The sequence below is a fragment of the Burkholderia orbicola genome, assembly GCF_900100915.1.
GTDB lineage: Bacteria > Pseudomonadota > Gammaproteobacteria > Burkholderiales > Burkholderiaceae > Burkholderia > Burkholderia orbicola.
Map to the genome: position 1 here is coordinate 445,070 of NZ_FNKW01000002.1, position 25,010 is coordinate 470,079.

The window sequence follows — 25,010 nt, forward strand, 5'->3', positions numbered from 1 at the left end:
GCGACGTCCGAACGGCACACCGCTGGGGATGCCCGCGACGCGCGGGCGATGCCGGTCGGCAATCGAGCGCCGACGCTCAGCTCATGTGCCACTTCTGCAGGATCTGCTGCAGCGTGCCGTCGCTCTTCATCTTGCGGATCGCGCCGTTGAGCTGTTCGAGCGTCGCGTTGTCGCCCTTGCGCACGATGAAGCACACCTGCCCCTTCACGACGCTCTGGTATTCGGGCACCAGCCGCACCTGGCGATTGACGCCGTGCTCGATCTGGTACGCGACGATCGGCTGGTCGGCGAAGCCGGCCTTGATGCGCCCGAGCGCGACGTCGCGCATGATGTCGGCGATCGAGTCGTAGGTGCGGACTTCCTTGAAAATGCCCTTCTTGTTGAGCGCATCGACGAATGCCGTGCCGACCTGCGCGCCGACCACCTGGTCCTTGAAATCGTCCATCGACGTATAGCGGCCTGGATCGTCGGCCTTCACGATCAGGCCTTCGCCGAACGAGTAGACGGTGTCGGAGAAATCGACGACCTGCTGGCGCGCCGGCGTCTTCAGCATCGCGGCCGAGATGATGTCGATCTTCTGCGTGGTGAGCGACGGGATCAGCGCCGAGAACACGGTCTGCTGCACGTCGACGCGAAACCCGGCCGACTTCCCGGCCGCGGTGATCGCATCGACCATCATCCCCTGGATCGAATTGCTCTTGACGTCGAGAAACGTGAACGGCACGCCGGTGGCCGTCGCGCCGACCTTCAGCGTGGGCTCGGCGGCAACGGCGCTCGCCGAAGCCGTGGAGAGTGCGATACAGGTGACGAAACCGGCGGCCAGCGCGCCGAACCGCTTGATGAACGGAACCATGGTGACTCCCTCTCGAATAATCCGGTGCGCCGGCCGGTCGCTGATCGACACTGCGACGATGGCTTGATCTTAAAACGAATCAAAAACATCGCAAATAGATTTTTGCGTATCGATATTCGATACGCTATGATGCGATATCGAATCGATCTCGCCCCTCGCCATGGAAACGTCGTCCGACCAAGCAAACGATCTGCTGTTCAACCAGTCGCTGGAAAAAGGGCTCAACGTGCTGCGCGCGTTCAGCGCGAAGCGGCGCACGATGACGCTGGCGGAAGTGGCCGACGCGGCGGGGATGACGAAAAGCTCCGCGCAGCGGATGGTCTATACGCTCGAGAAGCTCGGCTACATCCGCAAGCATCCGGTCACGCGGCGTTATCAGCTCACGCCGCACGTGATGCGGATCGGCTTCAACTATCTCGCGGCCGATACGTTGATCGACGTCGCGAATCCGTTCCTGTCCGAGCTGACGAACCTGACCGGCGAAACCACCAACCTCACCGAGCCGGACGACGACGAAATGGTGTACGTCGCGCGTTTCGTGTCGACGAAGTTCGTGCCGATCCACATGCCGATCGGCAGCCGTATCCCGATGTACTGCACCGGCAGCGGCCGCGCGTTCCTGAGCGCGTTGCCGCTGGATCACGCACGCGCACGGCTCGACGGCATGGCGCGTACGCCGCACACGCCGCGCACGGTCACGGCGCTGGACGATCTCGTCGCGTTGCTCGATGGCGCGCGGCGCGAAGGCTACGCGACCAACCAGGAAGAACTGTTCATCGGCGACATGTCGATTGCCGCGCCCGTGCTCGGCAGTCAGGGGCAGCCGGTCGCGGCCGTGCACGTGGTCGCGCCGACGAGCCGCTGGACGTTCGGTGACGCGCGCCGCAAGCTCGCGCCGGCGGTGATCGACTGCGCGCGCGGGATCAGCAATTCGATCCGGACGCTTGAATAGCGTCGCCGATCCAGTCGCGCAACGCAGGGGGCCGCGGTCAACGCCCTTGCGTATGCGAGCTTCCTGCTTGCAAGCGGCGGCCACGCACTGCATCACGCCCCAGATCCTCGAAGTTTCGGAAGCGCGTCCGTGCGCCAGCCCGGGCGACACTTGCACTGCATCCGGTTGCTGTCCGAAACGGAAAGGTCTCGATCGGAAAGACCACCGTAGCCGCCGATCTTCCCCCGCTTCGCCACCCCTCCCCCTCGTTTTCCCCGATCCCGTTCGACTTGACTCGGCTCTGCCGATCGTCAAAACTTCGCACATCGCCAGTGTGATCACAGATCGCAGATCAAACCCAGGAGAACCCCGCCTTGCCGCCACGCATCGTCCCGCCCGCACTGAAAGTCATCGAACAGGAAACGATGGCCGACAAGGTCTATCAGCAACTGCGCGAAGCGCTGATGAGCGGCCGTTTCGCGCCCGGCCAGGCGCTGAGCCTGCGCAGCGTCGCCGAGGCGGTCGGCTCGTCGACGATGCCCGTGCGGGCCGCCCTCACGCGACTGCGCGCCGAACGCGCGCTGGTCGACGGCCCGAATCGCGCGCTCGTCGTCCCGCCGATGACGCTCGACATGCTCGACGAACTCCGCGACGTGCGCATCGCGCTCGAAGGCTGCATCGCCGAACGCGCGTGCGCCCGGATGACCGACGCGCAGATCGCGGCCGTGCGCAAGACCTGCGAGACGATGCAGGCACACGCCGAGGCCGGCCGCTCGCGCGCCTACCTGCAAAGCAATTTCGCGTTCCACAGCGCGATCTACGCGCACGGCGCCAGCGAAAACACGCTCGCGATCGTCGAGAACCTGTGGATGCGCGTCGGCCCGTTCCTCAACATGGTCGCGCTCGACATCCCGCACATGCGGCGCTCGATGGATGCGCACCGCGCGATCGTCGATGCGCTCGAACGGCGCGACGGCGCGGGCGTGCGGGCCGGCATCGCGCTCGACATCGGCGGCGCCGCGCATGATCTCGCCGAGACGCTGCGGGCCGAACAGACGCCGCGCAGCGTGAACGCGAAACCGTAGCGCCCGCCTGCCACGGCCGCCCGACACGCGAGCGGCCGCCATTCCACAACATCAACGATGGAGACAACCCGGCATGACAGCTTCCGACCTGCTGAAACCCTATGACGGCCTGCGCGTCCTCGTGACCGGCGGCGCGTCGGGCATCGGCTTCGAAATCGCCGACGCGTTCGCCGAATGCGGCGCGCGCGTGCACGTGTGCGATGCGTCGCAAGCCGCGATCGCGGCGCTCGCCGACCGGCCGCCGCGCGCCGCGACCGGCGCGATCAGCGCGACGCTGGCCGACGTGTCCGACCCGGCCGCCGTCGAGCGCGTGTTCGCCGACGTGTCGACCCGGCTAGGCGGCCTCGACGTGCTGGTGAACAATGCGGGCATCGCCGGCCCGACCGGCGGCATCGACGAAATCGACCCCGTGCAGTGGGAGCAGACCGTCGCGATCAACCTGAACGCGCAATTCCAGTTCGCACGCCGCGCGGTGCCGCTGCTGCGCGAGTCGAAACACGGCGGCGCGATCATCGCGCTGTCGTCGGTCGCCGGCCGGCTCGGCTACGCGTTCCGCACGCCGTATGCGGCCACCAAATGGGCGGTGGTCGGCCTCGTGAAAAGCCTTGCGATCGAACTGGGGCCGCTCGGCATCCGCGTGAACGCGATCCAGCCCGGCATCGTGCGCGGCCCGCGGATGCGCCGCGTGATCGAGGCGCGCGCGCAGCAGCTCGGCATCGGCTACGACGAAATGGAGCAGCGCTATCTCGAGAAGATCTCGCTGCGGCGCATGACCGATCCGGCCGAGATCGCCGCGACCGCGCTGTTCCTGTGTTCGCCGGGTGGGCACGGGATCACCGGGCAGGCGATCTCCGTCTGCGGCAACGTCGAAGTGCTCTGACGCCTCCTGCATCGTTCATCGAAAGGAATCCATCCGTGGCAAACGCTCGCAAAGTCATCATCACCTGTGCGCCGACCGGCGCGATCCATACGCCGTCGATGTCGCCGTACCTGCCCGTGACGCCGCACGAAATCGAAACGGCCGCGGTCGCGGCCGCGCAGGCCGGCGCGGCGATCCTGCACCTGCACGCACGCAACCCGTCCGACGGCAAGCCGACGCAGGACCCGGCCGTGTTCGCCGAATTCCTGCCGCGTATCAAGGCGCGGACCGACGCGGTGATCAACCTCACGTCGGGCGGCAGCCCGCACATGACGGTCGACGAACGGCTGCAGCCGGCGCTGCATTTCCAGCCCGAGGTCGCGTCGTTGAACATGGGCTCGATGAACTTCGGGCTGTACCCGATGCTCGAGCGCTTTCGCGAGCTGAAGCATCCGTGGGAGCGCGAACATCTCGAGAAAAGCCGCGATCTCGTGTTCAAGAACACGTTCGCGGACATCGAGACGATCCTCACGCGCTGCGGCGCGAACGGCACGCGGTTCGAATTCGAGTGCTACGACATCTCGCACCTGTACAACCTCGCGCACTTCGTCGACCGCGGGCTCGCGAAGCCGCCGTTCTTCGTACAAAGCGTGTTCGGCCTGCTCGGCGGGATCGGCGCGCACCCGGAGGATTTGATGCACATGCGCCGGACGGCCGACCGCCTGTTCGGCAGCGATTACGTGTGGTCGATCCTCGGCGCCGGGCGCAACCAGATTCCGCTCGCGACGATCGGCGCCGCGCAAGGCGCGAACGTGCGCGTCGGGCTCGAGGATTCGCTGTGGATCGCGCCCGGCAAGCTCGCGGAATCGAGCGCCGCGCAAGTCCTGAAAATGCGCCAGGTGCTCGAAGGCCTGTCGCTCGAGATCGCGACGCCGGCCGAGGCGCGCGCGATGCTCGCACTCAAGGGCGGCGACGCGGTGAATTTCTGATCGCCGGGTAGCACCCCAACACCAGAACCCGCAAGCGCAGTGACAAGGCGCCGGCCCGAGCCGGCCGGCGCCAGGACGCCCTTGATCGCCCCGCTCCATGCGAGCGCCGCCGGCGCGGCTCCGTCGACTGCCCATCCGCTGCCTGCATCGCAGCGGCATTTGCCGAACGCGGCGCGCCGTGCTTGCCGTGCGCGCCGGTTCGCTCTTACCGGAGTCGTCTGCATGTCCACTCATCACGCTCAGGCATTGTCTTCCGCCGCCGGCGACGCGAACGCGTCGCTGAACCGGCTGCTGTTCCGCAAACTCATGCCGCTGCTGATCGCCGCCTACGTGATCAGCTTTCTCGACCGCACCAACATCGCGTTCGCCAAACACTCGATGGGCGTCGATCTCGGCATCTCATCGGCCGCGTACGGGCTCGGCGCGGGGCTGTTCTTTCTCACCTACGCGCTGTTCGAAATCCCGAGCAACCTGATCATGCATCGCGTCGGCGCGCGCTTCTGGATCACGCGGATCATGATCACGTGGGGCGCGCTGTCGGTCGCGATGGCGTTCGTTCGCGGCGAGACGTCGTTCTACGTGATGCGCCTGCTGCTCGGCGTGGCCGAAGCCGGCCTGTTTCCCGGCGTGATGCTGTATCTGACGTACTGGTTCGGCCGCGAGGAACGTGCGCGCGCCACCGGCTATTTCCTGCTCGGCGTGTGCATCGCCAACATCGTCGGCGGGCCGCTGGCCGGCGCGCTGATCGAGCTCGACGGCACGCTCGGCTTTCACGGCTGGCAATGGCTGTTCGTCGTCGAAGGCATTCCGGCGATCCTGCTCGCGTTCGTCGTGTGGACGCGATTGCCGGACCGTCCGAGCGCCGCGCCGTGGCTCGCCCCGGAAACCGGCCGCGCGCTCGAGCGCAAGCTGGCCGCCGAACAGGACGCGGCCGTCGCCGCGCACGGCGGCCATGCGTTCGGCGCCGCACTGCGCGATCCGCAGATCTGGCTCGCGATCTTCGTGTACTTCTGCCACCAGTTGACCATCTACACGGTGATCTTCTTCCTGCCGGGCATCATCGGCGCGTCGGGGCGCCTCTCGCCGGTCGCGGTCGGGTTGCTGACGTCGCTGCCCTGGCTCGCCGCCGCGCTGGGCGCCGGGACGCTGCCGCGCTTCGCCCGCGAGTCGCGTCATTCGCGCCGGATGCTGTGCGCGGGGCTGGTGGTCATGGCCGCCGGGATGGTCGGCGCCGCGCATGCGTCGCCGCTGGCGGGGCTGCTCTGCGTGTGCGTCGCGGCATCGATGTTCTTCGTCGTGCAGTCGATCGTGTTCACGTTTCCGGCGTCGCGGCTCGCCGGCAGCGCGCTGGCCGGCGGGCTCGGGCTCGTGAATACGTGCGGGTTGCTCGGCGGCTTCGTCGGACCGACCGTCGTCGGCGCGATCGAACAGGCGACCGGCAATGCGAAGAACGGGCTGACGCTGCTGGCGGCCGCACTCGTCGTCGCGGCGTTCGCGAGCCTCGCGTTGCGGCACGGGCACGAGCACGCCGACGTGCGGTCGCGCGGCTGACGGCGGATGTGATTCGAGCGGCAAGGATGCGGGCCTCACCCGGTCCGCAGCTCGCGACATTCGATCAGAACAGATACGTGCTCGCGACGATCGGGTGGGCACTTGATGAGGCGATATGCGTGTCGCCACGCGGGTCGCGAATCTCGACGGATCGGCGAATCAACGCGCCACCGTCGCCGGCGTGCTCGCGGTCGCCACCTTGCTCGACCGCCGCTCCGCCACCCGCTGCGCGAACCGGTACGCAACGAGCGAACCGGCCACGGCAAGCAGCATCGGCACGAGGCAGTCGTGATTCGCGCGCGTGAATTCGAGCAGCAGCACGACGGCCGTGATCGGCATCTGCATCGACGCGGCGAGAAACGCGGTCGCGCCGATCAGCGCGCATCCGCCGAGCGATGCGCCCGGCCACACGATGCTCCACAGTCCACCGAGCACGACCCCGAGCAGCGCGCCGTTCGCGAGGCCCGGCGTCAGCAGCCCGCCTTCCGCGCCGGCCCGCAGGCTGCCTGCCTCGATCAGCACCTTCAGCACGAGCAGCACCGCCGCGAGGCCGATCGTCAGCGTGCCGTCGAAGCCCAGCGATGCCGGCCCCTTGCCGTTGCCGAGCAATTGCGGAAACCCCATCGAGAGCACGCCGATCACCGCGAAATTGAGCAGCGCGAACACCGGCAGCCGCCAGTCCTTCGGCGCGTTCGCCCGCGCGCGGGTCGTGAGCCGCACGAAACCGTACGCGGCGAAGCCGAACAGCGGCCCGCAGACGATCGACCATGCGACCAGCGGCGTGCTCAGCACGAACGCGGGCACCGTGTACTGGTGCTCATTGCCGAGGCCGAGCCACGCGACGATCGCCGCGATCGCGGACGTCACGACCGCCACGATCAGCGCACGCATGTCGAACGTGCCGAGCAGCACCTCGAGCACGAAGATCGCGCCGCCGAGCGGCACGTTGTAGACGGCCGCGAGCCCCGCACCGGCGCCGCATGCGACCATCAGCCGGCAATCGTCGGGCGTGAGTCGCGCCGCATGCGCGAACCGCCCGGCGAGCAGCGAGCCGATCTCGCGCGGCGCGACTTCGCGGCCGAGTGGCGAGCCGAGCGCGACGGTGACGATCTGCAGCAGCGCATGAACCGTCGTACTGACGAACGGCATCCGCGGATCGGCCGCGCGCACCGCGCGACGGATGCTGACGAGCGGCCGGCCATACCGGTAAAGCGCCCACCAGCCGCCGCCGGCGACGATCCCGCAGACGGTCAGTACCGCCAGCCGACGCAGTGGTTCGGCGCCGGTCACGCCACTGAGGAAGCTCTCGGACCCGATCACGTGCGCGATGCTGTAGCCGTACGCGAGGTGCTGGATCGCATGCAGCAGCAACGCGAGCAGCATGCCGCCGAGACCCGCGCCGATTCCGGTCAGGACCGTGACGACGGCCATGCGCGCGAACGGGCTGACGGGTGGCGAGGAAGCGGCGGGAGCGGATGGAAGATCGAGGCGCATGGGGTCGGCGAACGAGGATCGAAAAGGCGGCGCGCACCCTGCACGCCGCCATCAGGACCGCATCGTAGGCCCGCGCCCATCATGAGACAAACGTATTTTTCGAATTGACTCATGCATTTGTTGAATACAGGAGAGACGGCGGGCCGCGATGGCCCGCCTTCCGCGTCAATCCGGATACGTGATGCGCTCCGGCTCACGCCGCATGATGACCTTCCCGTGGCGCATCGACAGCGTGGCCTTCGCCTGCCGGCGTACGGCTTCGTAGTCGCTGTCTGCGTCGAGCACGACGAGATTGGCCGGCCGCCCGACCGCGATGCCATAGCCATCGCCGAGATGCATCGTCGTCGCGCTGTGGTCGGTCACGAAGTCGAGGCAGCGCTGCAGGTCCTGGTAACCCATCATGTGACAGATATGAAGGCCCGCATCGAGCACGCGCAGGATGTTGCCGTTACCGAGCGGATACCACGGGTCCTTGATCGAATCCTGCCCGAAGCACACGTTGATGCCGGCCCGGTCGAGTTCCGCGACGCGCGTGACGCCGCGCCGCTTCGGAAACGTGTCGAAGCGCCCTTGCAGGTGAATGCTCTCGGTCGGGCACGAGATAAAGTTCAGCCCCGCCCGCTTCAGCAGCCGGAACAGCTTCGAGCAGTACGCGTTGTCGTACGAGCCCATCGCGGTCGTGTGGCTCGCGGTGACGCGCGCGCCCATGCCGCGCACGCGCGCTTCTTCCGCGAGCACTTCGAGAAAGCGCGAATGCGGATCGTCGGTTTCGTCGCAGTGCACGTCGACGAGGCAGCCCGTGCGTTCCGCGAGATCCATCAGAAAGCGGATCGAGCTGACGCCCTGCTCCCGCGTGTTCTCGAAATGCGGAATTCCGCCGACGACGTCCGCGCCGAGCTCGATTGCCTGCTCCATCAGCGCGCGGCCGCCGTCGAACGATTCGATGCCCTCCTGCGGGAACGCGACGATCTGCAGATCGATCAGCCCGCGCGCCTCGTCCTTCACTTCCAGCATCGCCTTCAGCGCGGCGAGCGTCGGATCGGTCAAGTCGACGTGCGTGCGCACGTGCTGGATCCCGTGGTCGCGCAGCATGCCGATCGCCGCATGCGCGCGCGTTTTGGTGTCCTCGTGCGTGATCGTCGCCTTGCGCTCGGCCCAGCGCTCGATGCCCTCGAACAGCGTGCCGCTCATGTTCCACGCGGGTTCGCCGGCCGTCAGCACGGCATCGAGGTGGATATGCGGCTCGACGAGCGGCGCAATCGCGAGACGGCCGCCGCCATCGATGTGGTCGGGGTTCGTCGACGCGATCGGCGCGGTTTGCGCATCGATCCGCGCGATCTTGCCGGCATCGACGCCGATCGTGAACAGGCCGTCGCGGCCGCGCAGACGTACGTTGAACAGGTTCATGGGGAGGCCTCTTGTCGTGCTGCGTTGACACGATCGCGCGATCTGCGTCGGCGGCCGTGTGGTCCGAACGACCAGTATGGAGGAAAAGCAGCGATGCGCGCACGTGTCACGCATGTTGCATCGACACGACAACCGGGCTGTTCCGGGCGCAGGCCACCGGCCGCCCGCCACGCAGGAATCGCCTGCCCAGGGTGTGCGCGCCGCGTCGTGTCAGTTTTGTGAAGGATGCTTGTCGGATCTGGAACAGTGCGCTCGCGGCCCGGACGGCCGTGCGCGCGCCGCGCATTCCTATACTTGCGCCGAACTTTGGTTTCCAGTCCCACACGCAGGAGCTTTCCGATGAAAAAAACCCTGATCGCCGGCGCAGGCGCCGCCGCCCTGTTCACGCCGCTCGCCCACGCGCAAAGTTCGGTCACGCTGTACGGCCTGATCGACGCCGGCATCGCCTATACCAACAACGTGAACGGCGCGTCGCAGTGGCGCATGACGACCGGCACGATCAACGGCAGCCGCTTCGGCCTGCGCGGCACCGAGGATCTCGGCGGCGGGCTGAAGGCGCTGTTCGTGCTCGAAAACGGCTTCAACGCGAACAACGGCGGGCTCGGCCAGGACGGCAAGCTGTTCGGCCGGCACGCGTATGTCGGCCTGAGCCAGGCCGGCTACGGCACGCTGACGCTCGGTCGCCAGTACGACACGATGGTCGACTTCGTCGCGCCGTTGTCGGCGACGTCCGGCGATTTCGGCGATACGGGCTTCGCGCATCCGTTCGACAACGACAACCTGAACCACTCGCTGCGCATCAACAATGCGGTCAAGTACACGAGCGACACGATCGCGGGCTTCAAGGTCGGCGCGCTGTACGCGTTCTCCAACTCGGCGAATTTCAGCGCGAACCGCGCATACAGCGTGGCCGCGAGCTACACGAACGGCCCGCTGAAGCTGGCCGGTGCGTACCTGCAAATGAACGGTACCAAGGGTTCGACGAGCGCGAGCCCCGGCGCGACCGATTCGGCCGAAGCGAAGAGCCTGAACCAGGGCGGCTGGTCGATCGGCTCGGACCGCATGCGCACGTACGGCGGCGGTGTCAGCTACGTGTTCGGCCCGGCGACCGTCGGCTTCGTCTACACGCGCTCGCAGTACGACAACACGGGCGCGTTCGGCTCGAGCGGCCAGATCGCGTTCAACAACTACGACCTGAACGTGCGCTATGCGGTCACGCCGGCCGTCAGCGTCGGCGCGGCCTATGTGTACACGGACGCCAGCGTGTCGAATCCCGACAGCAAGCACGGCACCGACCCGAAATGGCATCAGGCGAACCTGCAGGCCGTGTACAAGCTGTCGCGCCGCACCGACCTGTACGCGGAAGCGATGTTCCAGTACGCGTCGGGCCGGGGCTACCAGGCGTTCATCAACACGTCGGGCGGCGCATCGAGCACGGCGAACCAGGTCGTCGGCACGATCGGCATGCGCACGCGGTTCTGACGGGCAGCGCGCGACGTCGCCCGTATGCACGGCGCCCGTGTGCGCTCACGGTTTCGCCCGGTGCGGGCGAGCGCCAATGTTGTTGCTTCTGGAACGCAGCCCTCCTGGATTCGGGGTGTTTGCGCATCGGCCTGCTGCGTAGACTGACGTCGAAGGTCGGAGCTGCGCATCGCGTGCGGCGTGTCGATCCGGCCACCCACCCCGTATTCAGGAGAACCACGTGAAATCGCTCGTCGTTACCGCCGCCGCTGCCGTCCTGCTCGCCGCACCGGCCCTGTCGTTCGCCCAGCAGGCCAAGTCGCCCGTCACGCGCGCGCAGGTGCTGCAGGAGCTGGTCGATCTCGAATCGGTCGGCTACAACCCGGCGCGCGGTGAAATCGGCAACTATCCGGACGACATCCTCGCGGCGCAGGAGCGACTGCAGGTGAAACGTCTCGCCGAGCGAAAAGCGGCGCAGGCCGCCTACGGCCCGGCCGGCGAGCCGGCCACCGAATCGGGCGCGGCGGCCAGGCCCGCGCTGTGACGATGCGCGTCGCTCGCATCACGCATGCGTGGCGAGCGATGCGTATCGGGTGTTTGCATGAAGCAACCCGCCGCGCGCCGATGCGCGAGCGGGTTTCAGACGGCCTGCGTTCAGGCGGCCTGCGGTTCGCGGTCGATCGCGTTCAGCATCTCGACGTCGCGCGCGATCATCGTCGGCACCTGCGCACGCAGCATCTCGACCCAGGTCCGCACCTTCGCATCGACGAAGCGGCGCGACGGGTACAGCGCATACACGTTCATCTTCTGCAGTATATGCGCGGGCAGCACACGGACGAGCGTGCCGTCGCGCAGCGCGTCGATGGCCGAATACAGCGGCAGCATGCCGATCCCGATGCCGTCGCGGATCGCGAGGGCGAGCGATTCGGCGGTATTGGTCTGCACCGGCCCGGCGACGTGGATCTGCTCGACGCCGTCGGGCCCTTCGAGCACCCATTCGTGCGTCGGGAACGCCGGCGTACACAGCGTCAGGCACGCGTGCGCGGCGAGATCCTGCGGGCGGGCCGGCACGCCGTGCCGTTTCACGTAGTCGGGCGATGCGCACAGAATGCTGAACGTCGAGCCGAGCAGGTGCGACACGAGTTCCGAATCGGGCAGCGACGATGCAGTGACGACGGCCATGTCGCTCGTGCCGTCGAACAGGTCGGGCATCCGCTGCGACAGCGACAGCTCGATCGACACGTCCGGGAACTGCGCGTGATAGCGCGTCAGCGCGGGTAATACGTAGTGATGACCGACGCTCGCGAAGCTGTGCATGCGCAGCACGCCGGCCGGGCGCTCGTGCGCGCAGCTCGCCTCTTCTTCCGCGCGGTCGACGTCGGCGAGGATCTGGCGGCAACGCCGCAGATAGCTTTCGCCGGCCGACGTGAGCGCGAGACGGCGCGTCGAGCGATTCATCAGACGGGTGCGCAGGCGCGCCTCGAGCTCGGACACCGCGCGCGACATCGCGCCCGTCGTCGAATTCAGCGATTGCGCGGCGGCGGTGAAACTGCCCGTCTCGACGACGCGCGAAAACACCCGCATGTTTTGTAGCGTATCCATTCCTGTGAGCAACCTGTAGCGGAGCCGCCATTTTCCTCCACTGCGCGCGATAGATTGTTACGTCGGCTGCAACTATCGTTTCCCCGCAACTGCGTTAATGCACGGGCGCCGCACTCCTACAATCGGCGCCTCATCAGTCGAACGGACCCGTTCGGACGCACCGTGGCGCTTCGCCCGGTCGGCCCTGGGCCCTCTTTTCATGAAGCCACAACCTGCGATCGAGCGACCTTCCATCGAACCGGCACGATGGAGCGCATGGCTCGATCCGCTCGGCAACGCGGCGCGCGACTGGGCCGCGACCGACGGGCTGATCTGGCTGCACCTCGCGAAAACCGTGCTCGCGGCGCTGCTGGCGATGGGCATCGCGATGCGTCTGGAAATGTCGCAGCCGCGCACCGCGATGACGACCGTGTTCGTGCTGATGCAGCCGCTGTCGGGCATGGTGTTCGCGAAAAGCTTCTACCGCGTGCTCGGCACGGCGGCCGGCCTCGTCGGCGCGCTCGCGCTCGGCGGGCTGTTCGCGCAGCAGCCGGAGCTGTACATGGCCGGCATCACGCTGTGGATCGGCGGTTGCATTGCGCTCGCGGTGCGCAACCGCCACTTCCGCTGGTACGGCTTCGTGCTCGCCGGCTACACGGCCGCGCTGATCGGCCTGCCGGCCGTGATGACGCCGCAGACGCTGTTCCAGTCGGCGCTCACGCGCGCCGCCGAAGTCGCACTCGGCATCGCGTGCTCGGGCGCGGTCAGTGCGTTGATCCTGCCGTTGAGTTCCGCGAAGGCGCTGATGCGTTCGTTGAGCGCGCGCCACGCGACGTTCGCGGCGTTCACGGCCGGCGCGCTGGCGGGCGACGTCGCGCGCGGCGATTTCGAGCGGCGCTTCGCCGATTTCGTCGACGACATCGTCGGCTTCGAAGCCAATCGTGCATTCGCGTCGTTCGAGGACCCGCACATTCGCGCGCGCAGCCGCCGGCTGGCGCGGCTGAACAGCGAGTTCATGAACGCGTGCACGCGGCTGCATGCGCTGCATCAGCTCGTCAAACGGCTGCGCGCGAATCAATCGGACGCGGTGCTCGACGCGCTGGCGCCGCACGTCGATGCGCTCGCGCTGCGCTTCGCCGCGTTGCGCGACGAACGCCAGCGCGGCATCGCACCGGCCACCGGCGCGCTGCTCGAACTGCGCCGCTTCCACGGTGCGTTGCCGAAGGCCGCGCGTGCGTCGCGGCGAACCCTCGAGGACCATGCGGCCGGCGGCCTGCTCGACTTCGATACCGCGATCGAGCTGCTGTACCGGTTCATCGGCGAATATCTCGGCTACGTCGACACGTACGCGTCGCTCGACCAGGACGATCACGCGTTCGAGCGCTCGGTCACGCATTACGCGGTGAAAACCAATGCGTTCTTCGTCGGCTTCGCGTTTCTGCGCACGGTGGTCGCCGTCGGCGCGATGAGCGCGTTCTGGATCGCGTCCGAATGGCCGAGCGGCTCGCTCGCGGTGATCGCCACCGCGATCGCGTGCGCGCTCAGCTCGACCTCGCCGCGCGCGCCGAAGTTCGTCGCGCAGATGGGCGTCGGGGCGGCGTTCGCGACCGCCGTCGGCTACCTGTTCCTGTGCTACGTCTATCCGAACATCGACGGTTTTCCGCTGCTGTGTGCGGCGCTCGCGCCGGTGCTCGGCCTCGGCGCGTTCCTCGCGATGCGGCCGGGCCTGTCCGGCTACGGGATCGGCTTCGCGGTGTTTTTCTGCCTGCTCGCGGGCCCCGACAACACGATCGCGTATACGCCTGAAGTGCTGATCAACAACGGGCTGGCGGTCGTCGTCGCGATGCTCGCGTGCTCGCTCGTGTTCGCCGTCGTATTCCCGACCCACATGCCCTGGCTCACCGGTCGGATCGCGCACGATTTGCGCCGCCAGGTGACGCTTGCATGCGAAGGCGCGCCGGACGGCCTCGCGCAGCGCTTCCAGTCGAGCACGCACGACCTGATGGCGCAACTGCGCACGCTGCTGGTGCGCCGTACGCGGCAGCACCGCGATGCACTGCGCTGGATGCTGTCGACGCTCGAGGTCGGCCACGCGGTCATCGACCTGCGCGACGAGCTGCACGCGTTCTGCGCGTCGAAACCGCCGCAGACGCTGCGCTGGACCGGTTCGATCGATGCGGTGCTGAACGAACTGCCGCGCTTCTTCGACGATCCGACGCCCAGTCGCCATGCGCGCACGCTGAAATCGGTGAATCTCGCGATCCGTGCGGCACAGCACACGCTGCAGGCGTGGTACGCGGTGCCCGACGCGCGCCGCAGCATGCAAAGGATCGTCGGCTGCCTGCACTTCATACGCAGCGCGCTGCTCGACAAGGACGCGCCGTTCAACCGGCACCGTCATTGAAAACGGGTGCGCGCACAACGGGATCGTTGTTCCGGATGGAAATAAGCTCTACAGCCGCGGTGATTAATCTTTAAGCAGTGCGAGCCTATAGTTTCCTCACTGCCAGCGAGACTGGCACTCACCCAGGAGAAACAAAATGAAGCCGCTGCACCTCGCCCTCGTTGCCCTGTCGCTCACCGCTGCCGTCGCTCACGCGCAGCCGGCGCCGGCAGACGCCGCACCGCAACAGGCGAACCGCACCGAGGCGATCCAGGCCGCCGGCCGCGTCGATCGTGCGCAATCGAAGCAGGAAGACCCGAACGCCTGCGTCGGCCCCGTCAGCTTCTGCAACATCTACTTCGGCAGCTGAGCATGACGCCGCGTCGTCACGGCCCGGCCCGTATCGCCCGCATTGCATGCAACGCAAGCGCGGGCGGACGGCGGCCCGGCCGCTCGCCGCATCGCCGTTGCGCCCCACGCCGCTTCGATTGAAGCGGCGCTTGCCGTTTCAGGCGCCGCGCCCCGGCCGCCACCCCACTTCGCGCAATGCATCCAGCAAGCGCGCCTGCCCGATCCCTTCGACCCGCGCCCCGCGCGATGCGACGTCGCCGCCTGCGACCAGCGCATTCACGATCGCTTCTTCCACCGCTTCCGCTGCCGCGACGAACAGCGCGGAGATATGGTCGTTGTTGACCATTTGCACGCCGGTGGTCGGCGTACCCTTGCTGCCGTAGTTCGCCGCCGGCAAGCCGGCGTTGCCCGTCGCGAACGCAAGGAAGATGTCGCCGCTCGAATCCTCGGTGCCGCCGCCGACGCGAGCCAGCCCGACGCTCGCGCGCTGCGCGAGACGCGTGCATTGATGCGGCAACAAAGGTGCGTCGGTCGCGATCGTGACGACGATCGAACCCATGCCGGCTTCGCCTTTCGCGTCGGCTTCGCGGAACGGCGAATGCACGTGCCGCAGCACTTCGCCGACCGGGTAGCCGGCCACGCGCAGCATTTCGCGCACACCGTAGTTCGCCTGCACGAGCGCGCCGACGGTCCAGCCGCCCGCATCGTTCGCCAGCACGCGCGACGCGGTGCCGATGCCGCCCTTGAACTCGTGGCAGATCATGCCCGTACCGCCGCCCACGCCGCCTTCGGCAACCGGCCCCGACTGCGCGGCGGCCAGCGCGCGCTGCACGTGCGCGGCGTTCACGTGCTGCCCCCAGATGTCGTTCAGCAGTCCGTCGTAGGTTTCCATCACGACCGGCATGCACCAGTACACGCGGCCGGCCGCCGCTTCGCGTTCGTTCGCGACGAGCGCGTCGCGCACCGCGCCGACGCTGTGCGTGTTCGTATAGGCGATCGGCGTCGTCAGCAGGCCCGCTTCGCGAATCCATTCGAGCCCGGTCGCGTCGCCGTTGCCGTTCAGCACGTGCACGCCCGCGAAGCACGGCGAATCGTGCGCGGCGCCCGTGCGCGGCTCGATCACGGTGACGCCGGTGCGGATCGATGTGTCGCCGTTCTCGACGTTCAGCGTGCAATGTCCGACCCGCACACCCGGTACGTCCGTGATCGCGTTGAAGCGGCCCGGCGTGCCGAGGCCGATGCGGATGCCGAGATCCCTCGTGCGCATGATGCAATTCCTCCAGTCTTTCAATGGCTCGTGTGTCGGTGGTGCACGGTATCGATCCGGCGCTCAGAGCGCGCGGAATGCTTCGCTGTGGCGCGCCCAGGCCACGTACATCACGAGCGCCGCGACCAGCAGCCCCGCGATGATGATCAGGTCGGTCGGTTTCGTCGCGGTCGCCAGCGTCGTATAAAGCGTATACGCGGCGCCCGCCACCGCGACGAGCGGCGTCACGGGCCACAGCGGCATCCGGTAGTGATGTTCGACGTCGCGGCGCACGAACCGGCTCGCGAGCGCGGCCAGTCCGACGACCAGATAAATCAGCAGCAGCAGGTCAACCGTGAACGCGGTCAACTCATCGAGGCTCGACACGAACACGAGCCCGGCCGACGGTATCGCGAGCGCGAGCGTCGCGAGCCACGGCGATTCGAGGCGCGGATGGATCGTCGAGAACGCGCGGTTGCAGGTGCGCGACCAGAGCGCATGCCGGCCGCTGCTGTACAGCAGGCGGCCCATCGTGATCACGATCGCGATGATCGCGTTGAACACCGACAGGAAAATCCCGCCGCTGACCACGCGCGACACGGCCGGATTGCTCAGCGAGCGCACGACATAGCCGATCGGATCGGCGCTTTTGGTCAGCTCCGTCAGCGACGGCGCACCCAGCACGATCGCGGTGAGCGGCACCAGTTCGACGACGAGGATCACGAGCAGCGAATAGATCACCGCCTTCGCGACGTTGCGGTTGCCGCCGCGCAGGTCTTCCGCGAGATAGGCGGCCGAGCCGAAGCCGTTGTAGCAGAAGATCGCGGTGCCGATGGCGGGCACGATGGCCGCGAGCGTCGCCGGCACGAGCGCATTGCCGCTTGCGACGACCGGGGCGATCAGCACGTCGGCGCCGCGATGCGGCGACCCGAAGCCGAGCCCCGCGATCAGCATCAGCACACCGATTTCGACGACCAGGAACGCACCGGTGATCCATGCGTTCGTCTTGATGTTCAACATGCCGAGCAGATAGCTGAGCAGCACGATCGTCAACGCGACCGACTGGTTGCCGAAGTGCGTGCCGAGCGCGTTGTTCAGGTACGGCGCGGCGCCGCTCGCGAGCACGGCCGGAATGAACACACTGACGGACAGCACCGTGATGAAGGTCAGGTAGCCGGGCAGCGTGCCGAACACGCGCTTGGCCATCACGTATTCGCCGCCCGCGCTGCGGTGCGCGGCGCTCAGTTCCGCGTAGCAGAGCGCGAACGCGAGCGCGAGCACGCCGCCGAGTAGGAACGACAGCACGGCGCCGCTGCCGGCCTGCTGGATCGCGAACGGCGCGATCACGAAGATCGAGCTGGCCGGCGTCACGCCCGATACGGTGATCATCACCGCATCGCGCACGCCGAGCGTCTGCGACAACGCGCGCGGCGCGTCTTCCATTGCAGGCGCCGCTTGCACGGTGCCCGTCGATTCCGACATCATCGCCATTTCGTTCTCCTGTGCTCCTATGCCACCTGTTTTTGAACACCCATACTCGGGCCCGATTGATTGCGTGGCAGTCTAGGAAGCCAATTTCAGGACCGCTATTCCCCCTTCGTGTTACGCCCTTCCGGTGGTGGTATGGATCGTCTCTTTTCCGAAATCGCGATGCACCAGGCGCTTGGCCGCGCAATCGATCATCTCGGCCAGCCGCGCTTCTGGCGATTCCTGGTGCTGCTGCTCAATGAAATGGCGCCGTTCGACAACGCGCTGGCGACCGCGATCGGCAGCGACGGCGTACCGCTCGTGCTCGACGAATACGACACGGGCGGCACCGACACCGCGTCGCCCGTGCCGCTTTACCTGAATGGGTTATATCTGCTCGATCCGTTCCTGCAGGCCGCGCACGACGGGCTCGCCGACGGCTGCTACCGGCTCGAGGAAGTCGCGCCCGACCTGTTCCGGCAGAGCGAGTATTTCCTGAGCTATTTCCGCGACGCGGTCGGCGACGACGAGATCCAGATTCTCGTGCGGCCGAATGCCGACATGCTGCTGTCGCTGTCGCTCGGTGCGTCGACGCGCTTCGACGTCGAACCGCTCGGCAAGCTGACGGCCGCGATGCCGTGGGTGCTCGCGGCGATTCGGCAGCACTGGCGGCTGGTGGGCGACGCCGCACGTGCGGCGCCCGACGCCGATCTCGGTGCGCGCGTCGAACAGGCGCTCGCCCGCTTCGGTGCTGGCGTGCTGACCGACCGCGAGATGTCGATCGCGCGGATGGTGCTGCGCGGCAATTCGTCGAAGGCGATCGCCGAGCGGCTCGCGATTTCGCCCGAAACGGTGAAGGTGCACCGGCGGCATTTGTACGCAAAGCTCGGGATTTCGTCGCAACCCGAGCTGTTTTCGCGGTTCATCCAGGCGTTGGGTGAAGACGCGGCGGGATGAGTGCAGCGACCGGCATGCGCGAGCCGGGCTCGGGGACGGATGCCGAATACCGGCGCATGACGACGATCGTCGCGCGGTGGCGCGCTGCCTGCGGGCCGCCGATATGCCCCCCGATCTTCTCGCAGCGCCGCCAAAAACCGCCTATCGTGAATAAGGCGCTCCGTTTGCCGCCATTCGCCCCGGCGTCGCTCAAGCGGGCGGACGGCGACGGCGCCGTGCTCCGGCACCATTCATCGCGATTCCGGCGCACGCTCGCCCGTGCGCGATCGCGGCCGCCCACCGGACCATCAGGAGGCACTCATGAAAGCCGCGCTGCTCGTCAGCTCCGCCCTGCTCGCCATTGCGTCAGCTTCGGCCACGGCCCAGGGATCCATCACGAAGGAAGAAAACGGCGCGCTCGTCGCCGCGAACGGGATGACCGTCTACTCGTTCGACAAGGACAAGCCCAATGCCGGCACCAGCGCCTGCACAGGCCCATGCGAAACCCTCTGGCCGCCGTACAAGGCCAGCGCGACCGACGTACCGGTCGGGCCCTATACGATCGTCAAGCGCGACGACGGCAGCCCGCAATGGGCGTACAAGGGCAAGCCGCTGTACTTCTTCTCGAAGGACATGAAACAGGGCGAGCGCAACGGCGACAACTTCAAGAACGTGTGGCACGTGGTCGCCCCGTAAGCCTGCTTTCGCCGCGTTCCGTGCATTTCGCCAGCACGTAAAAAAGCCCGCCCCGATCGTCGATCGGGGCGGGCCTCGGCAGTTCCGCACGTCGCACCGGCCGTATGCAGCCGGTGCGCGCGTCAACTCAGCGGTTCGACGGGAAGCTGAACACCGTCCCTTCGCGCACACCAGCCGACGGCCAGCGCTGCGTGATCGTCTTGCGCTTCGTGTAGAACCGTACCGCGTCCGGGCCGTATGCATGCAGGTCGCCGAACAACGAACGCTTCCAGCCGCCGAACGAGTGGTACGCGACCGGCACCGGCAGCGGCACGTTGATGCCGACCATGCCGATCTGGATGTTGTCGCTGAAGTAGCGCGCGGCCTCGCCGTCGCGCGTGAACAGGCAGGTGCCGTTGCCGTATTCGTGCGCATCGATCAGCGCCATCGCGTCGTCGAGCGATTTCAGGCGAATCACGCCGAGCACCGGCCCGAAGATCTCGTGCTGGTAGATCGGCATGCCGGGCTTCACGTTGTCGAACAGGCACGGCCCGAGGTAGTAACCGCCGTCGTGGCCGTCGACCTTCACGCCGCGACCGTCGACGACGAGCGTCGCGCCCGCTGCCACGCCCGCTTCGACGAAACCCGTCACCTTCTCGAAATGCTGCTGCGTGACGAGCGGGCCCATGTCGACGCCCGCGCCGTTGCCCGGGCCGACCTTCATCTTCTCGATCTCGGCCTTCAGCCCCGCGACGACCTGGTCGCCCGTTTCGTCACCGATCGCGACGACCAGCGGAATCGCCATGCAGCGCTCGCCGCAGGAGCCGTATGCGGCGCCCATCAGCGCGTTCACCGCGTTGGGAATATCGGCATCCGGCATCACGACCGCGAAGTTCTTCGCGCCGCCGAGCGCCTGCACACGCTTGCCGTGCGCGCAGCCGGTTGAATAGATATATTCGGCGATCGGCGTCGAGCCGACGAAGCTCATGGCCTTCACGCGCGGATCGGCGAGGATCGTGTCGACCGCTTCCTTGTCGCCGTTCACGACGTTCAGCACGCCCGGCGGCAGGCCGGCCTCGAGCGCGAGCTCGGCCATGCGCAGCGTCGACGACGGCGTGCGCTCGGAAGGTTTCAGCACGAACGTGTTGCCGCACGCGACGGCCATCGGCCACATCCACAGCGGCACCATCACCGGGAAGTTGAACGGTGTGATGCCGGCCGCGACGCCGAGCGCCTGGAACTCGCTCCACGAATCGATCGCCGGGCCGACGTTCTTGCTGTGCTCGCCCTTCAGCAACTCGGGCACGTAGGTCGCGTACTCGACGTTCTCGATCCCGCGCTGCAGTTCGCCCATCGCGTCGGCGAGCACCTTGCCGTGCTCGGCGGTGATCAGCGCGCACAGCTCGTCGGCGTGCTCCTCGAGCAGCGTCTTGAAGCGGCTCATCACACGGGCGCGCTTCAGCGGCGGCGTATTGCGCCAGGCCGGAAACGCGGCTTGCGCGGACGCGATCGCGGCTTCGACGGTCAGCTTGTCGGCGAGCGCGACGCTCTTGCGCGATTCGCCCGTCGCCGGGTCGAACACCGGCTGGACGCGGCTGCCGCCGTCGACGCGCTTGCCGTCGATCAGGTGGCCGACGGTGGAGGTCACATTGCTGTCGTGTTTCATGTCTGGGGCTCTTTCCTGAATTCGGTTGTCGCTGGGAACGAGCGCGGGCTCAATCCACTTCGTTCAGCGCGTCGGAGAGCGCGTTGACCAGGTTGTCGATCTCGCGCTTCTCGGCGATGAACGGCGGCGCGAGCTGGATCGTGTCGCCGCCGTAGCGCACGTAGAAGCCCTTCGCCCAGCAGCGCATCGCGATCTCGTACGGGCGCCGCGCCGGCTCGCCCGGCAATGCGGCGATCGTCAGGCCGGCCGCCAGCCCGTAGTTGCGGATGTCCGCGATGTGACGCTGGCCCTTCAGCCCGTGCACGGCCGCCTCGAAATGCGGCGCGAGATCGCGCACGCGGGCCACCGCGTCTTCCTTCACCAGCAGGTCGAGCGCCGCGACGCCGGCCGCGCACGCGACCGGATGCGCCGAATACGTGTAGCCGTGCGGGAACTCGAGCATGTACTCGGGGCCGCCCGCGGCCATGAAGGTGTCGTAGATCTCCTTCGTCGCGATCACGCCGCCGAGCGGCTGCACGCCGTTCGTCACCTGCTTCGCGAAGTTCATGATGTCCGGCACCACGCCGAATGCGTCGGCGCCCGTCATCGCGCCGGCCCGGCCGAAGCCCGTGATGACCTCGTCGAAGATCAGCAGGATGTCGTGCGCGGTACAGATGTCGCGCAGACGCTTCAGATAGCCCTTCGGCGGCACGACGACGCCCGCCGAGCCGGAGAACGGCTCGACGATCACGGCCGCGATGTTCGACGCGTCGTGCAGCGCGATCAGTTCCAGCAGGCGGTCGGCCAGCTCGGCGCCGTGCTCGGGCATGCCGCGCGAGAACTTGTTCTCGGCCAGTTGCGTATGCGGCAGGAAATCGGCGTCGAGGCCCTGGCCGAACAGCTTGCGGTTCGGTCCGATCCCGCCGACCGAGATGCCGCCGAAGTTCACGCCGTGATAACCCTTCTCGCGGCCGATCAGGCGCGTCTTGGTGCCCTTGCCCTTCGCGCGCCAGTACGCACGGGCCAGCTTCAGCGACGTGTCGGCCGCTTCCGAGCCCGAGCCCGTGAAGAACACGTAGTCGAGGCCGGCCGGCGTCAGTTCCTTGATCTTGTTGGCGAGCTCGAATGATTTCGGATGGCCGAACTGGAACGCCGGCGCGTAGTCGAGCTGCGCGACCTGGCGGCTCACGGCTTCGACGATTTCCGTGCGGCCGTGGCCGAGGCCCGTGCACCAGAGGCCCGACAGGCCGTCGAAGATCTTGCGGCCTTCGGCGTCGGTGTAGTACGCGCCCTTGCCGGACACGATCAGCCGCGGATCGGCCTTGAACTGGCGGTTGGCGGTGAACGGCATCCAGTGCGCATCGAGCCATGCGGCGTCGGTGCGGAGGTTCGTGTCGTCGTGCTGGGCGGTGGTGATGTCGGTCATGTCGGTCGGCGCGGCGCGCCCCTCCTCCTCGGGTTGATGTTGCGCATTGTCGGGACGCCAATTAGTCTTTTGAATATCGCAATATCAATGTTCACTTGCTCAATTATGCAAGCAAAGAAACCGAAGAGCCGCGCGCTGCTCGGACAGCTCAGCGACATGGATCTGCGCCTGCTGCGGGTCTTCAAGGGTGTCGTGCAGTGCGGCGGGATGGCGGCGGCCGAACTGGAACTGAATATCGGCATCTCGACGATCAGCCGGCACGTGAAGGATCTGGAAACGCGGCTTGGCCTCGTGCTGTGCCGGCGCGGCCGCGCGGGCTTCACGCTGACGCCCGAGGGGCAGACGGTGTACGAGGAGACGCTGCGGTTGCTCGCGTCGATGGAAGCATTTCGCAGCAGGATCGACGGCATTCACGACACAATGGGCGGAGAACTTCACATCGCCGTATTCGACAAGACGGCCACCAACCCGAATGCGCGCCTGGGCGACGCGATCCGCCAATTCGCGGACGAAGCGCCCGCCGTCGCGCTGAACCTGCACGTCGCGTCGATCAACGAGGTCGAGCGCGGCGTGATCGACGGCAGCTACCAGGTCGGGATCATTCCTGCGCACCGCAACTCGGGCAGCCTCGTGTATTCGGCGCTGTTCGACGAACGGATGCTGCTCTACTGCGGCCGCCAGCATCCGCTGTTCGACGCGCCGCACGGCAAGCTCACGTGGACGACGGTCCGCAACCACGCGTTCGCCGGGCTCGGCTTCCATTCGCCGAACATGGAGCTGAGCCATCGCGCGAAGCTCACGCGCAGCGCGACCGCGTCGGACCAGGAATCGATCGCGACGCTGATTCTGTCGGGCCGCTATCTCGGCTTCCTGCCCGATCACTACGCGGAGAGTTTCGAAAACAAGGGGCTGATGCAGCCGATCGCACCGCACCGGTTCAATTACCGGTGCCGGTTCGTGAGCCTGCTGCGGCGCTCGCCGCGGCCGTCGCGGGCCGCGCTGCTGTTCCAGTCGTGCCTCGAAGCCGCGCATGCGGGGGCGCAGCCGGCGGCATAGCGGCGGCTTCCGGTTCGGTCAGGCCTGGTCGCCGTCCGGGCGCGGCTGCGCCCGCTTGCGCGTGACGAAATGGGTCGCGACGAGCGCCGCGGCAAAGCCGGACGCCGCGCCGAGGCCGAGCGCCCAGCGCGGGCCGAGATGGTTCGCGACCCAGCCGGCCACCGGCGCGCCGATCGGTGTGCCGCCCAATGCGACCGCGAGACGCAGCGCCATCACGCGGCCGCGCATCGCCGGCTCGGTGGAAAGCTGCATCAGGCTGTTGGTCGAGTTCATGAAGGTGATCGCGGCGACGCCGGTCAGCACCAGCGCGGCCGCGAACGACCAGTAGCCGGGCGCCAGCGCGGCGAACGCGCAGCCGAGCCCGAACAGCGCCGCGCCGATCCACAGATGACGGAAACGCGGCTGCTCGCGGCGCGCGGCGAGCAGCGCGCCCGAGATCGTGCCGACCGCCATCATCGACGACAGGAAACCGAACCCGCGCGCGTCGACGTGAAACACGCTGGCGGCCATCGTCGAAATGAACAACTGGAAATTCAGCCCGAACGTGCCGATCAGGAACAGCATCACGAGGATGGCTGTGAGGTCCGGCCGGCGCCACACGTAGCGGAATCCGTCGAGCAGGCTGCCGCGCGAGCGGCTTGCCCGCACGTTGGTGCGCAACTCGTCCTGCCGAAGCCGCGACAGCGATGCCAGCACCGCGAAGAAGCTGAGCCCGTTCGTGAGAAACGCCCAGCCGGTGCCGACCGATGCGATCAGGAAGCCGGCCGCCGCCGGGCCGACCATCCGCGCGGCATTGAACGACGTCGAGTTGAGCGCGACCGCGTTCGCGAGTTCGCGGTCGCCGACCAGTTCCGCGACGAAAGTCTGCCGCACCGGCGCGTCGAACGCCGACGCGCAGCCGAACAGGAACGCGAATACATACACGTGCTCGAGCCGCACGGCGCCGGTGACCGTCAGCACGCCGAGCACGAGCGCCAGCGCCCCCATCAGCGCCTGCGTCGCCATCAGCAGCTTGCGCTGGTCGAAGCGGTCGGCCGCGTAGCCGGTCCACGGCAACAGCAGCAGTTGCGGCCCGAACTGCAGCGCCATCACCGTGCCGACGGCCGATGCGTCGTGATGCGTGAGCTGCGTGAGGACGAGCCAGTCCTGCGCGGTGCGCTGGATCCACGTACCGATGTTCGACACCAGCGAGCCGATCGCCCATACGCGGTAGTTGAAGCTGCGAAGCGAGCGGAACACGCCCGCTGCCGGCACGCTCACGGCCGCTCCCGGTCGGGCTCGTTGCCGCCGTGCAGTGCGCCGAAATGCCGCGCGAGGAACAGGCCGAGCGCGAGGATGCCGAGGCCGAACGCCGCCGCGTCGGCCGTGATCTTCAGGTCGAAATCGCCGGCCCGGCGCATGAGCGCATAGGCAATCACGAGATTCACGACGCCCCACAGCACGTTCACGGTGGACGACGACAGCCCGCGGCCGGGCGGATTCGCGAACGGTGTCTGGAACGGCTCGCCACGCAGCCCGCTGACGAGATGCGGCACGGCGTTCGCGAGAAACGCGCCGCCGAAGAAGTACGACACGAGATGCAGGAGGTTCATGTGCAGGTTGTCCTTTTGGCTA

At 67.5% G+C, this 25,010-nt stretch carries 22 protein-coding genes; 12 read left to right on the forward strand and 10 right to left on the reverse strand.

All coding sequences use genetic code 11. The annotated features are described in order from the left end of the window. Window positions 1-76: 76 nt before the first annotated feature. Window positions 77-853, reverse strand: coding sequence for an ABC transporter substrate-binding protein (locus BLS50_RS18895; protein ID WP_011547750.1), 777 nt, complete (start codon window positions 851-853; stop codon window positions 77-79). A 160-nt stretch (window positions 854-1,013) separates the two neighbouring features. On the opposite strand from BLS50_RS18895, the gene BLS50_RS18900 reads away from it, so the two are divergent. The 5 genes from BLS50_RS18900 (at window position 1,014) to BLS50_RS18920 (ending at window position 6,268) form a co-directional block, all read left to right on the forward strand. After that, entirely contained in the window at window positions 1,014-1,805 is a 792-nt protein-coding gene (locus tag BLS50_RS18900; protein ID WP_074803411.1) for an IclR family transcriptional regulator, read from the forward strand. Between the two features lie 353 nt (window positions 1,806-2,158). Continuing rightward, the gene (locus BLS50_RS18905) at window positions 2,159-2,869 is read left to right on the forward strand and encodes a GntR family transcriptional regulator (protein WP_023475709.1); all 711 of its coding nucleotides are present in this window, start codon (window positions 2,159-2,161) and stop codon (window positions 2,867-2,869) included. A gap of 73 nt (window positions 2,870-2,942) precedes the next feature. After that, window positions 2,943-3,749 carry an SDR family oxidoreductase gene (locus BLS50_RS18910; protein WP_074803414.1) on the forward strand — a complete coding sequence of 269 codons (807 nt, stop codon included), beginning with the start codon at window positions 2,943-2,945 and terminating at the stop codon, window positions 3,747-3,749. A gap of 35 nt (window positions 3,750-3,784) precedes the next feature. Further along, a complete protein-coding gene (locus tag BLS50_RS18915; RefSeq protein WP_006479084.1) occupies window positions 3,785-4,717 on the forward strand; it encodes a beta-keto acid cleavage family enzyme in 933 nt (310 codons plus the stop codon). Between the two features lie 222 nt (window positions 4,718-4,939). Next, the gene (locus BLS50_RS18920; RefSeq protein WP_074803417.1) at window positions 4,940-6,268 is read left to right on the forward strand and encodes an MFS transporter; all 1,329 of its coding nucleotides are present in this window, start codon (window positions 4,940-4,942) and stop codon (window positions 6,266-6,268) included. A 159-nt stretch (window positions 6,269-6,427) separates the two neighbouring features. Here the strand turns inward: BLS50_RS18920 and BLS50_RS18925 are convergent, their stop codons facing one another. Together BLS50_RS18925 and codA are read right to left on the reverse strand one after the other, a co-directional pair. Next, window positions 6,428-7,762, reverse strand: a complete 1,335-nt coding sequence (locus tag BLS50_RS18925; RefSeq protein ID WP_069231100.1) for a chloride channel protein — start codon at window positions 7,760-7,762, stop codon at window positions 6,428-6,430. A 165-nt stretch (window positions 7,763-7,927) separates the two neighbouring features. After that, entirely contained in the window at window positions 7,928-9,169 is a 1,242-nt protein-coding gene (gene codA / locus BLS50_RS18930) for a cytosine deaminase (RefSeq protein WP_074803420.1), read from the reverse strand. 339 nt (window positions 9,170-9,508) lie between these two features. Between codA and BLS50_RS18940 the strand changes: the two genes are divergently transcribed. Both BLS50_RS18940 and BLS50_RS18945 read left to right on the forward strand, forming a co-directional pair. After that, window positions 9,509-10,651 (forward strand): porin, encoded by a 1,143-nt coding sequence (locus BLS50_RS18940; protein ID WP_069231098.1) that lies wholly within the window; start codon window positions 9,509-9,511, stop codon window positions 10,649-10,651. A gap of 220 nt (window positions 10,652-10,871) precedes the next feature. Further along, window positions 10,872-11,174 carry a DUF4148 domain-containing protein gene (locus BLS50_RS18945; RefSeq protein WP_074803423.1) on the forward strand — a complete coding sequence of 101 codons (303 nt, stop codon included), beginning with the start codon at window positions 10,872-10,874 and terminating at the stop codon, window positions 11,172-11,174. A gap of 110 nt (window positions 11,175-11,284) precedes the next feature. Here BLS50_RS18945 and BLS50_RS18950 read toward each other — a convergent pair whose 3' ends face one another. Then, on the reverse strand, window positions 11,285-12,232 hold the full coding sequence (locus tag BLS50_RS18950) for a LysR family transcriptional regulator (protein ID WP_006479092.1): 948 nt from the start codon (window positions 12,230-12,232) through the stop codon (window positions 11,285-11,287). Between the two features lie 199 nt (window positions 12,233-12,431). Between BLS50_RS18950 and BLS50_RS18955 the strand changes: the two genes are divergently transcribed. Next, a complete protein-coding gene (locus BLS50_RS18955; RefSeq protein WP_069231096.1) occupies window positions 12,432-14,615 on the forward strand; it encodes an FUSC family protein in 2,184 nt (727 codons plus the stop codon). Window positions 14,616-14,751: 136 nt separating this feature from the next. After that, complete coding sequence (locus tag BLS50_RS18960; RefSeq protein ID WP_011547764.1) at window positions 14,752-14,964, forward strand: hypothetical protein; 213 nt, start codon at window positions 14,752-14,754, stop codon at window positions 14,962-14,964. Between the two features lie 138 nt (window positions 14,965-15,102). Here BLS50_RS18960 and BLS50_RS18965 read toward each other — a convergent pair whose 3' ends face one another. Together BLS50_RS18965 and BLS50_RS18970 are read right to left on the reverse strand one after the other, a co-directional pair. Beyond that, window positions 15,103-16,212, reverse strand: a complete 1,110-nt coding sequence (locus tag BLS50_RS18965) for a DmpA family aminopeptidase (RefSeq protein ID WP_074803426.1) — start codon at window positions 16,210-16,212, stop codon at window positions 15,103-15,105. A gap of 63 nt (window positions 16,213-16,275) precedes the next feature. After that, complete coding sequence (locus tag BLS50_RS18970; protein WP_074803428.1) at window positions 16,276-17,682, reverse strand: APC family permease; 1,407 nt, start codon at window positions 17,680-17,682, stop codon at window positions 16,276-16,278. Between the two features lie 132 nt (window positions 17,683-17,814). Between BLS50_RS18970 and BLS50_RS18975 the strand changes: the two genes are divergently transcribed. Further along, a complete protein-coding gene (locus tag BLS50_RS18975; RefSeq protein WP_074803430.1) occupies window positions 17,815-18,615 on the forward strand; it encodes a helix-turn-helix transcriptional regulator in 801 nt (266 codons plus the stop codon). Window positions 18,616-18,915: 300 nt separating this feature from the next. Then, window positions 18,916-19,290: a COG4315 family predicted lipoprotein gene (locus tag BLS50_RS18980; protein ID WP_012338219.1), complete on the forward strand. Its 375-nt coding sequence runs from the start codon at window positions 18,916-18,918 to the stop codon at window positions 19,288-19,290. 127 nt (window positions 19,291-19,417) lie between these two features. Here the strand turns inward: BLS50_RS18980 and BLS50_RS18985 are convergent, their stop codons facing one another. Together BLS50_RS18985 and aptA are read right to left on the reverse strand one after the other, a co-directional pair. Continuing rightward, window positions 19,418-20,935: a CoA-acylating methylmalonate-semialdehyde dehydrogenase gene (locus BLS50_RS18985; RefSeq protein ID WP_074803432.1), complete on the reverse strand. Its 1,518-nt coding sequence runs from the start codon at window positions 20,933-20,935 to the stop codon at window positions 19,418-19,420. A 49-nt stretch (window positions 20,936-20,984) separates the two neighbouring features. Then, window positions 20,985-22,340: an omega-aminotransferase AptA gene (aptA, locus tag BLS50_RS18990; protein WP_027813271.1), complete on the reverse strand. Its 1,356-nt coding sequence runs from the start codon at window positions 22,338-22,340 to the stop codon at window positions 20,985-20,987. A 105-nt stretch (window positions 22,341-22,445) separates the two neighbouring features. Between aptA and BLS50_RS18995 the strand changes: the two genes are divergently transcribed. Next, a complete protein-coding gene (locus BLS50_RS18995; protein WP_074803435.1) occupies window positions 22,446-23,396 on the forward strand; it encodes a LysR family transcriptional regulator in 951 nt (316 codons plus the stop codon). 18 nt (window positions 23,397-23,414) lie between these two features. Here BLS50_RS18995 and BLS50_RS19000 read toward each other — a convergent pair whose 3' ends face one another. Then, a complete protein-coding gene (locus BLS50_RS19000) occupies window positions 23,415-24,656 on the reverse strand; it encodes an MFS transporter (protein ID WP_074803438.1) in 1,242 nt (413 codons plus the stop codon). Further along, window positions 24,653-24,988, reverse strand: coding sequence for a hypothetical protein (locus tag BLS50_RS19005; protein ID WP_027813269.1), 336 nt, complete (start codon window positions 24,986-24,988; stop codon window positions 24,653-24,655). Before BLS50_RS19005 ends, BLS50_RS19000 begins: the two co-directional genes overlap by 4 nt. Window positions 24,989-25,010: the final 22 nt, after the last annotated feature.

What these genes read in the sequence shown, in the direction of transcription:
- BLS50_RS18975 (WP_074803430.1), top strand. Translation starts at nt 17,815, where the DNA reads ATGGATCGTCTCTTTTCCGAAATCGCGATGCACCAGGCGCTTGGCCGC.
- BLS50_RS19005 (WP_027813269.1), bottom strand. Translation starts at nt 24,988, where the DNA reads ATGAACCTCCTGCATCTCGTGTCGTACTTCTTCGGCGGCGCGTTTCTC.
- BLS50_RS18895 (WP_011547750.1), bottom strand. Translation starts at nt 853, where the DNA reads ATGGTTCCGTTCATCAAGCGGTTCGGCGCGCTGGCCGCCGGTTTCGTC.
- BLS50_RS18955 (WP_069231096.1), top strand. Translation starts at nt 12,432, where the DNA reads ATGAAGCCACAACCTGCGATCGAGCGACCTTCCATCGAACCGGCACGA.
- BLS50_RS18970 (WP_074803428.1), bottom strand. Translation starts at nt 17,682, where the DNA reads ATGGCGATGATGTCGGAATCGACGGGCACCGTGCAAGCGGCGCCTGCA.
- BLS50_RS18980 (WP_012338219.1), top strand. Translation starts at nt 18,916, where the DNA reads ATGAAAGCCGCGCTGCTCGTCAGCTCCGCCCTGCTCGCCATTGCGTCA.
- codA (WP_074803420.1), bottom strand. Translation starts at nt 9,169, where the DNA reads ATGAACCTGTTCAACGTACGTCTGCGCGGCCGCGACGGCCTGTTCACG.
- BLS50_RS18965 (WP_074803426.1), bottom strand. Translation starts at nt 16,212, where the DNA reads ATGCGCACGAGGGATCTCGGCATCCGCATCGGCCTCGGCACGCCGGGC.
- aptA (WP_027813271.1), bottom strand. Translation starts at nt 22,340, where the DNA reads ATGACCGACATCACCACCGCCCAGCACGACGACACGAACCTCCGCACC.
- BLS50_RS18910 (WP_074803414.1), top strand. Translation starts at nt 2,943, where the DNA reads ATGACAGCTTCCGACCTGCTGAAACCCTATGACGGCCTGCGCGTCCTC.
- BLS50_RS18960 (WP_011547764.1), top strand. Translation starts at nt 14,752, where the DNA reads ATGAAGCCGCTGCACCTCGCCCTCGTTGCCCTGTCGCTCACCGCTGCC.
- BLS50_RS18940 (WP_069231098.1), top strand. Translation starts at nt 9,509, where the DNA reads ATGAAAAAAACCCTGATCGCCGGCGCAGGCGCCGCCGCCCTGTTCACG.
- BLS50_RS18920 (WP_074803417.1), top strand. Translation starts at nt 4,940, where the DNA reads ATGTCCACTCATCACGCTCAGGCATTGTCTTCCGCCGCCGGCGACGCG.
- BLS50_RS18995 (WP_074803435.1), top strand. Translation starts at nt 22,446, where the DNA reads ATGCAAGCAAAGAAACCGAAGAGCCGCGCGCTGCTCGGACAGCTCAGC.
- BLS50_RS18985 (WP_074803432.1), bottom strand. Translation starts at nt 20,935, where the DNA reads ATGAAACACGACAGCAATGTGACCTCCACCGTCGGCCACCTGATCGAC.
- BLS50_RS18950 (WP_006479092.1), bottom strand. Translation starts at nt 12,232, where the DNA reads ATGGATACGCTACAAAACATGCGGGTGTTTTCGCGCGTCGTCGAGACG.
- BLS50_RS18925 (WP_069231100.1), bottom strand. Translation starts at nt 7,762, where the DNA reads ATGCGCCTCGATCTTCCATCCGCTCCCGCCGCTTCCTCGCCACCCGTC.
- BLS50_RS18900 (WP_074803411.1), top strand. Translation starts at nt 1,014, where the DNA reads ATGGAAACGTCGTCCGACCAAGCAAACGATCTGCTGTTCAACCAGTCG.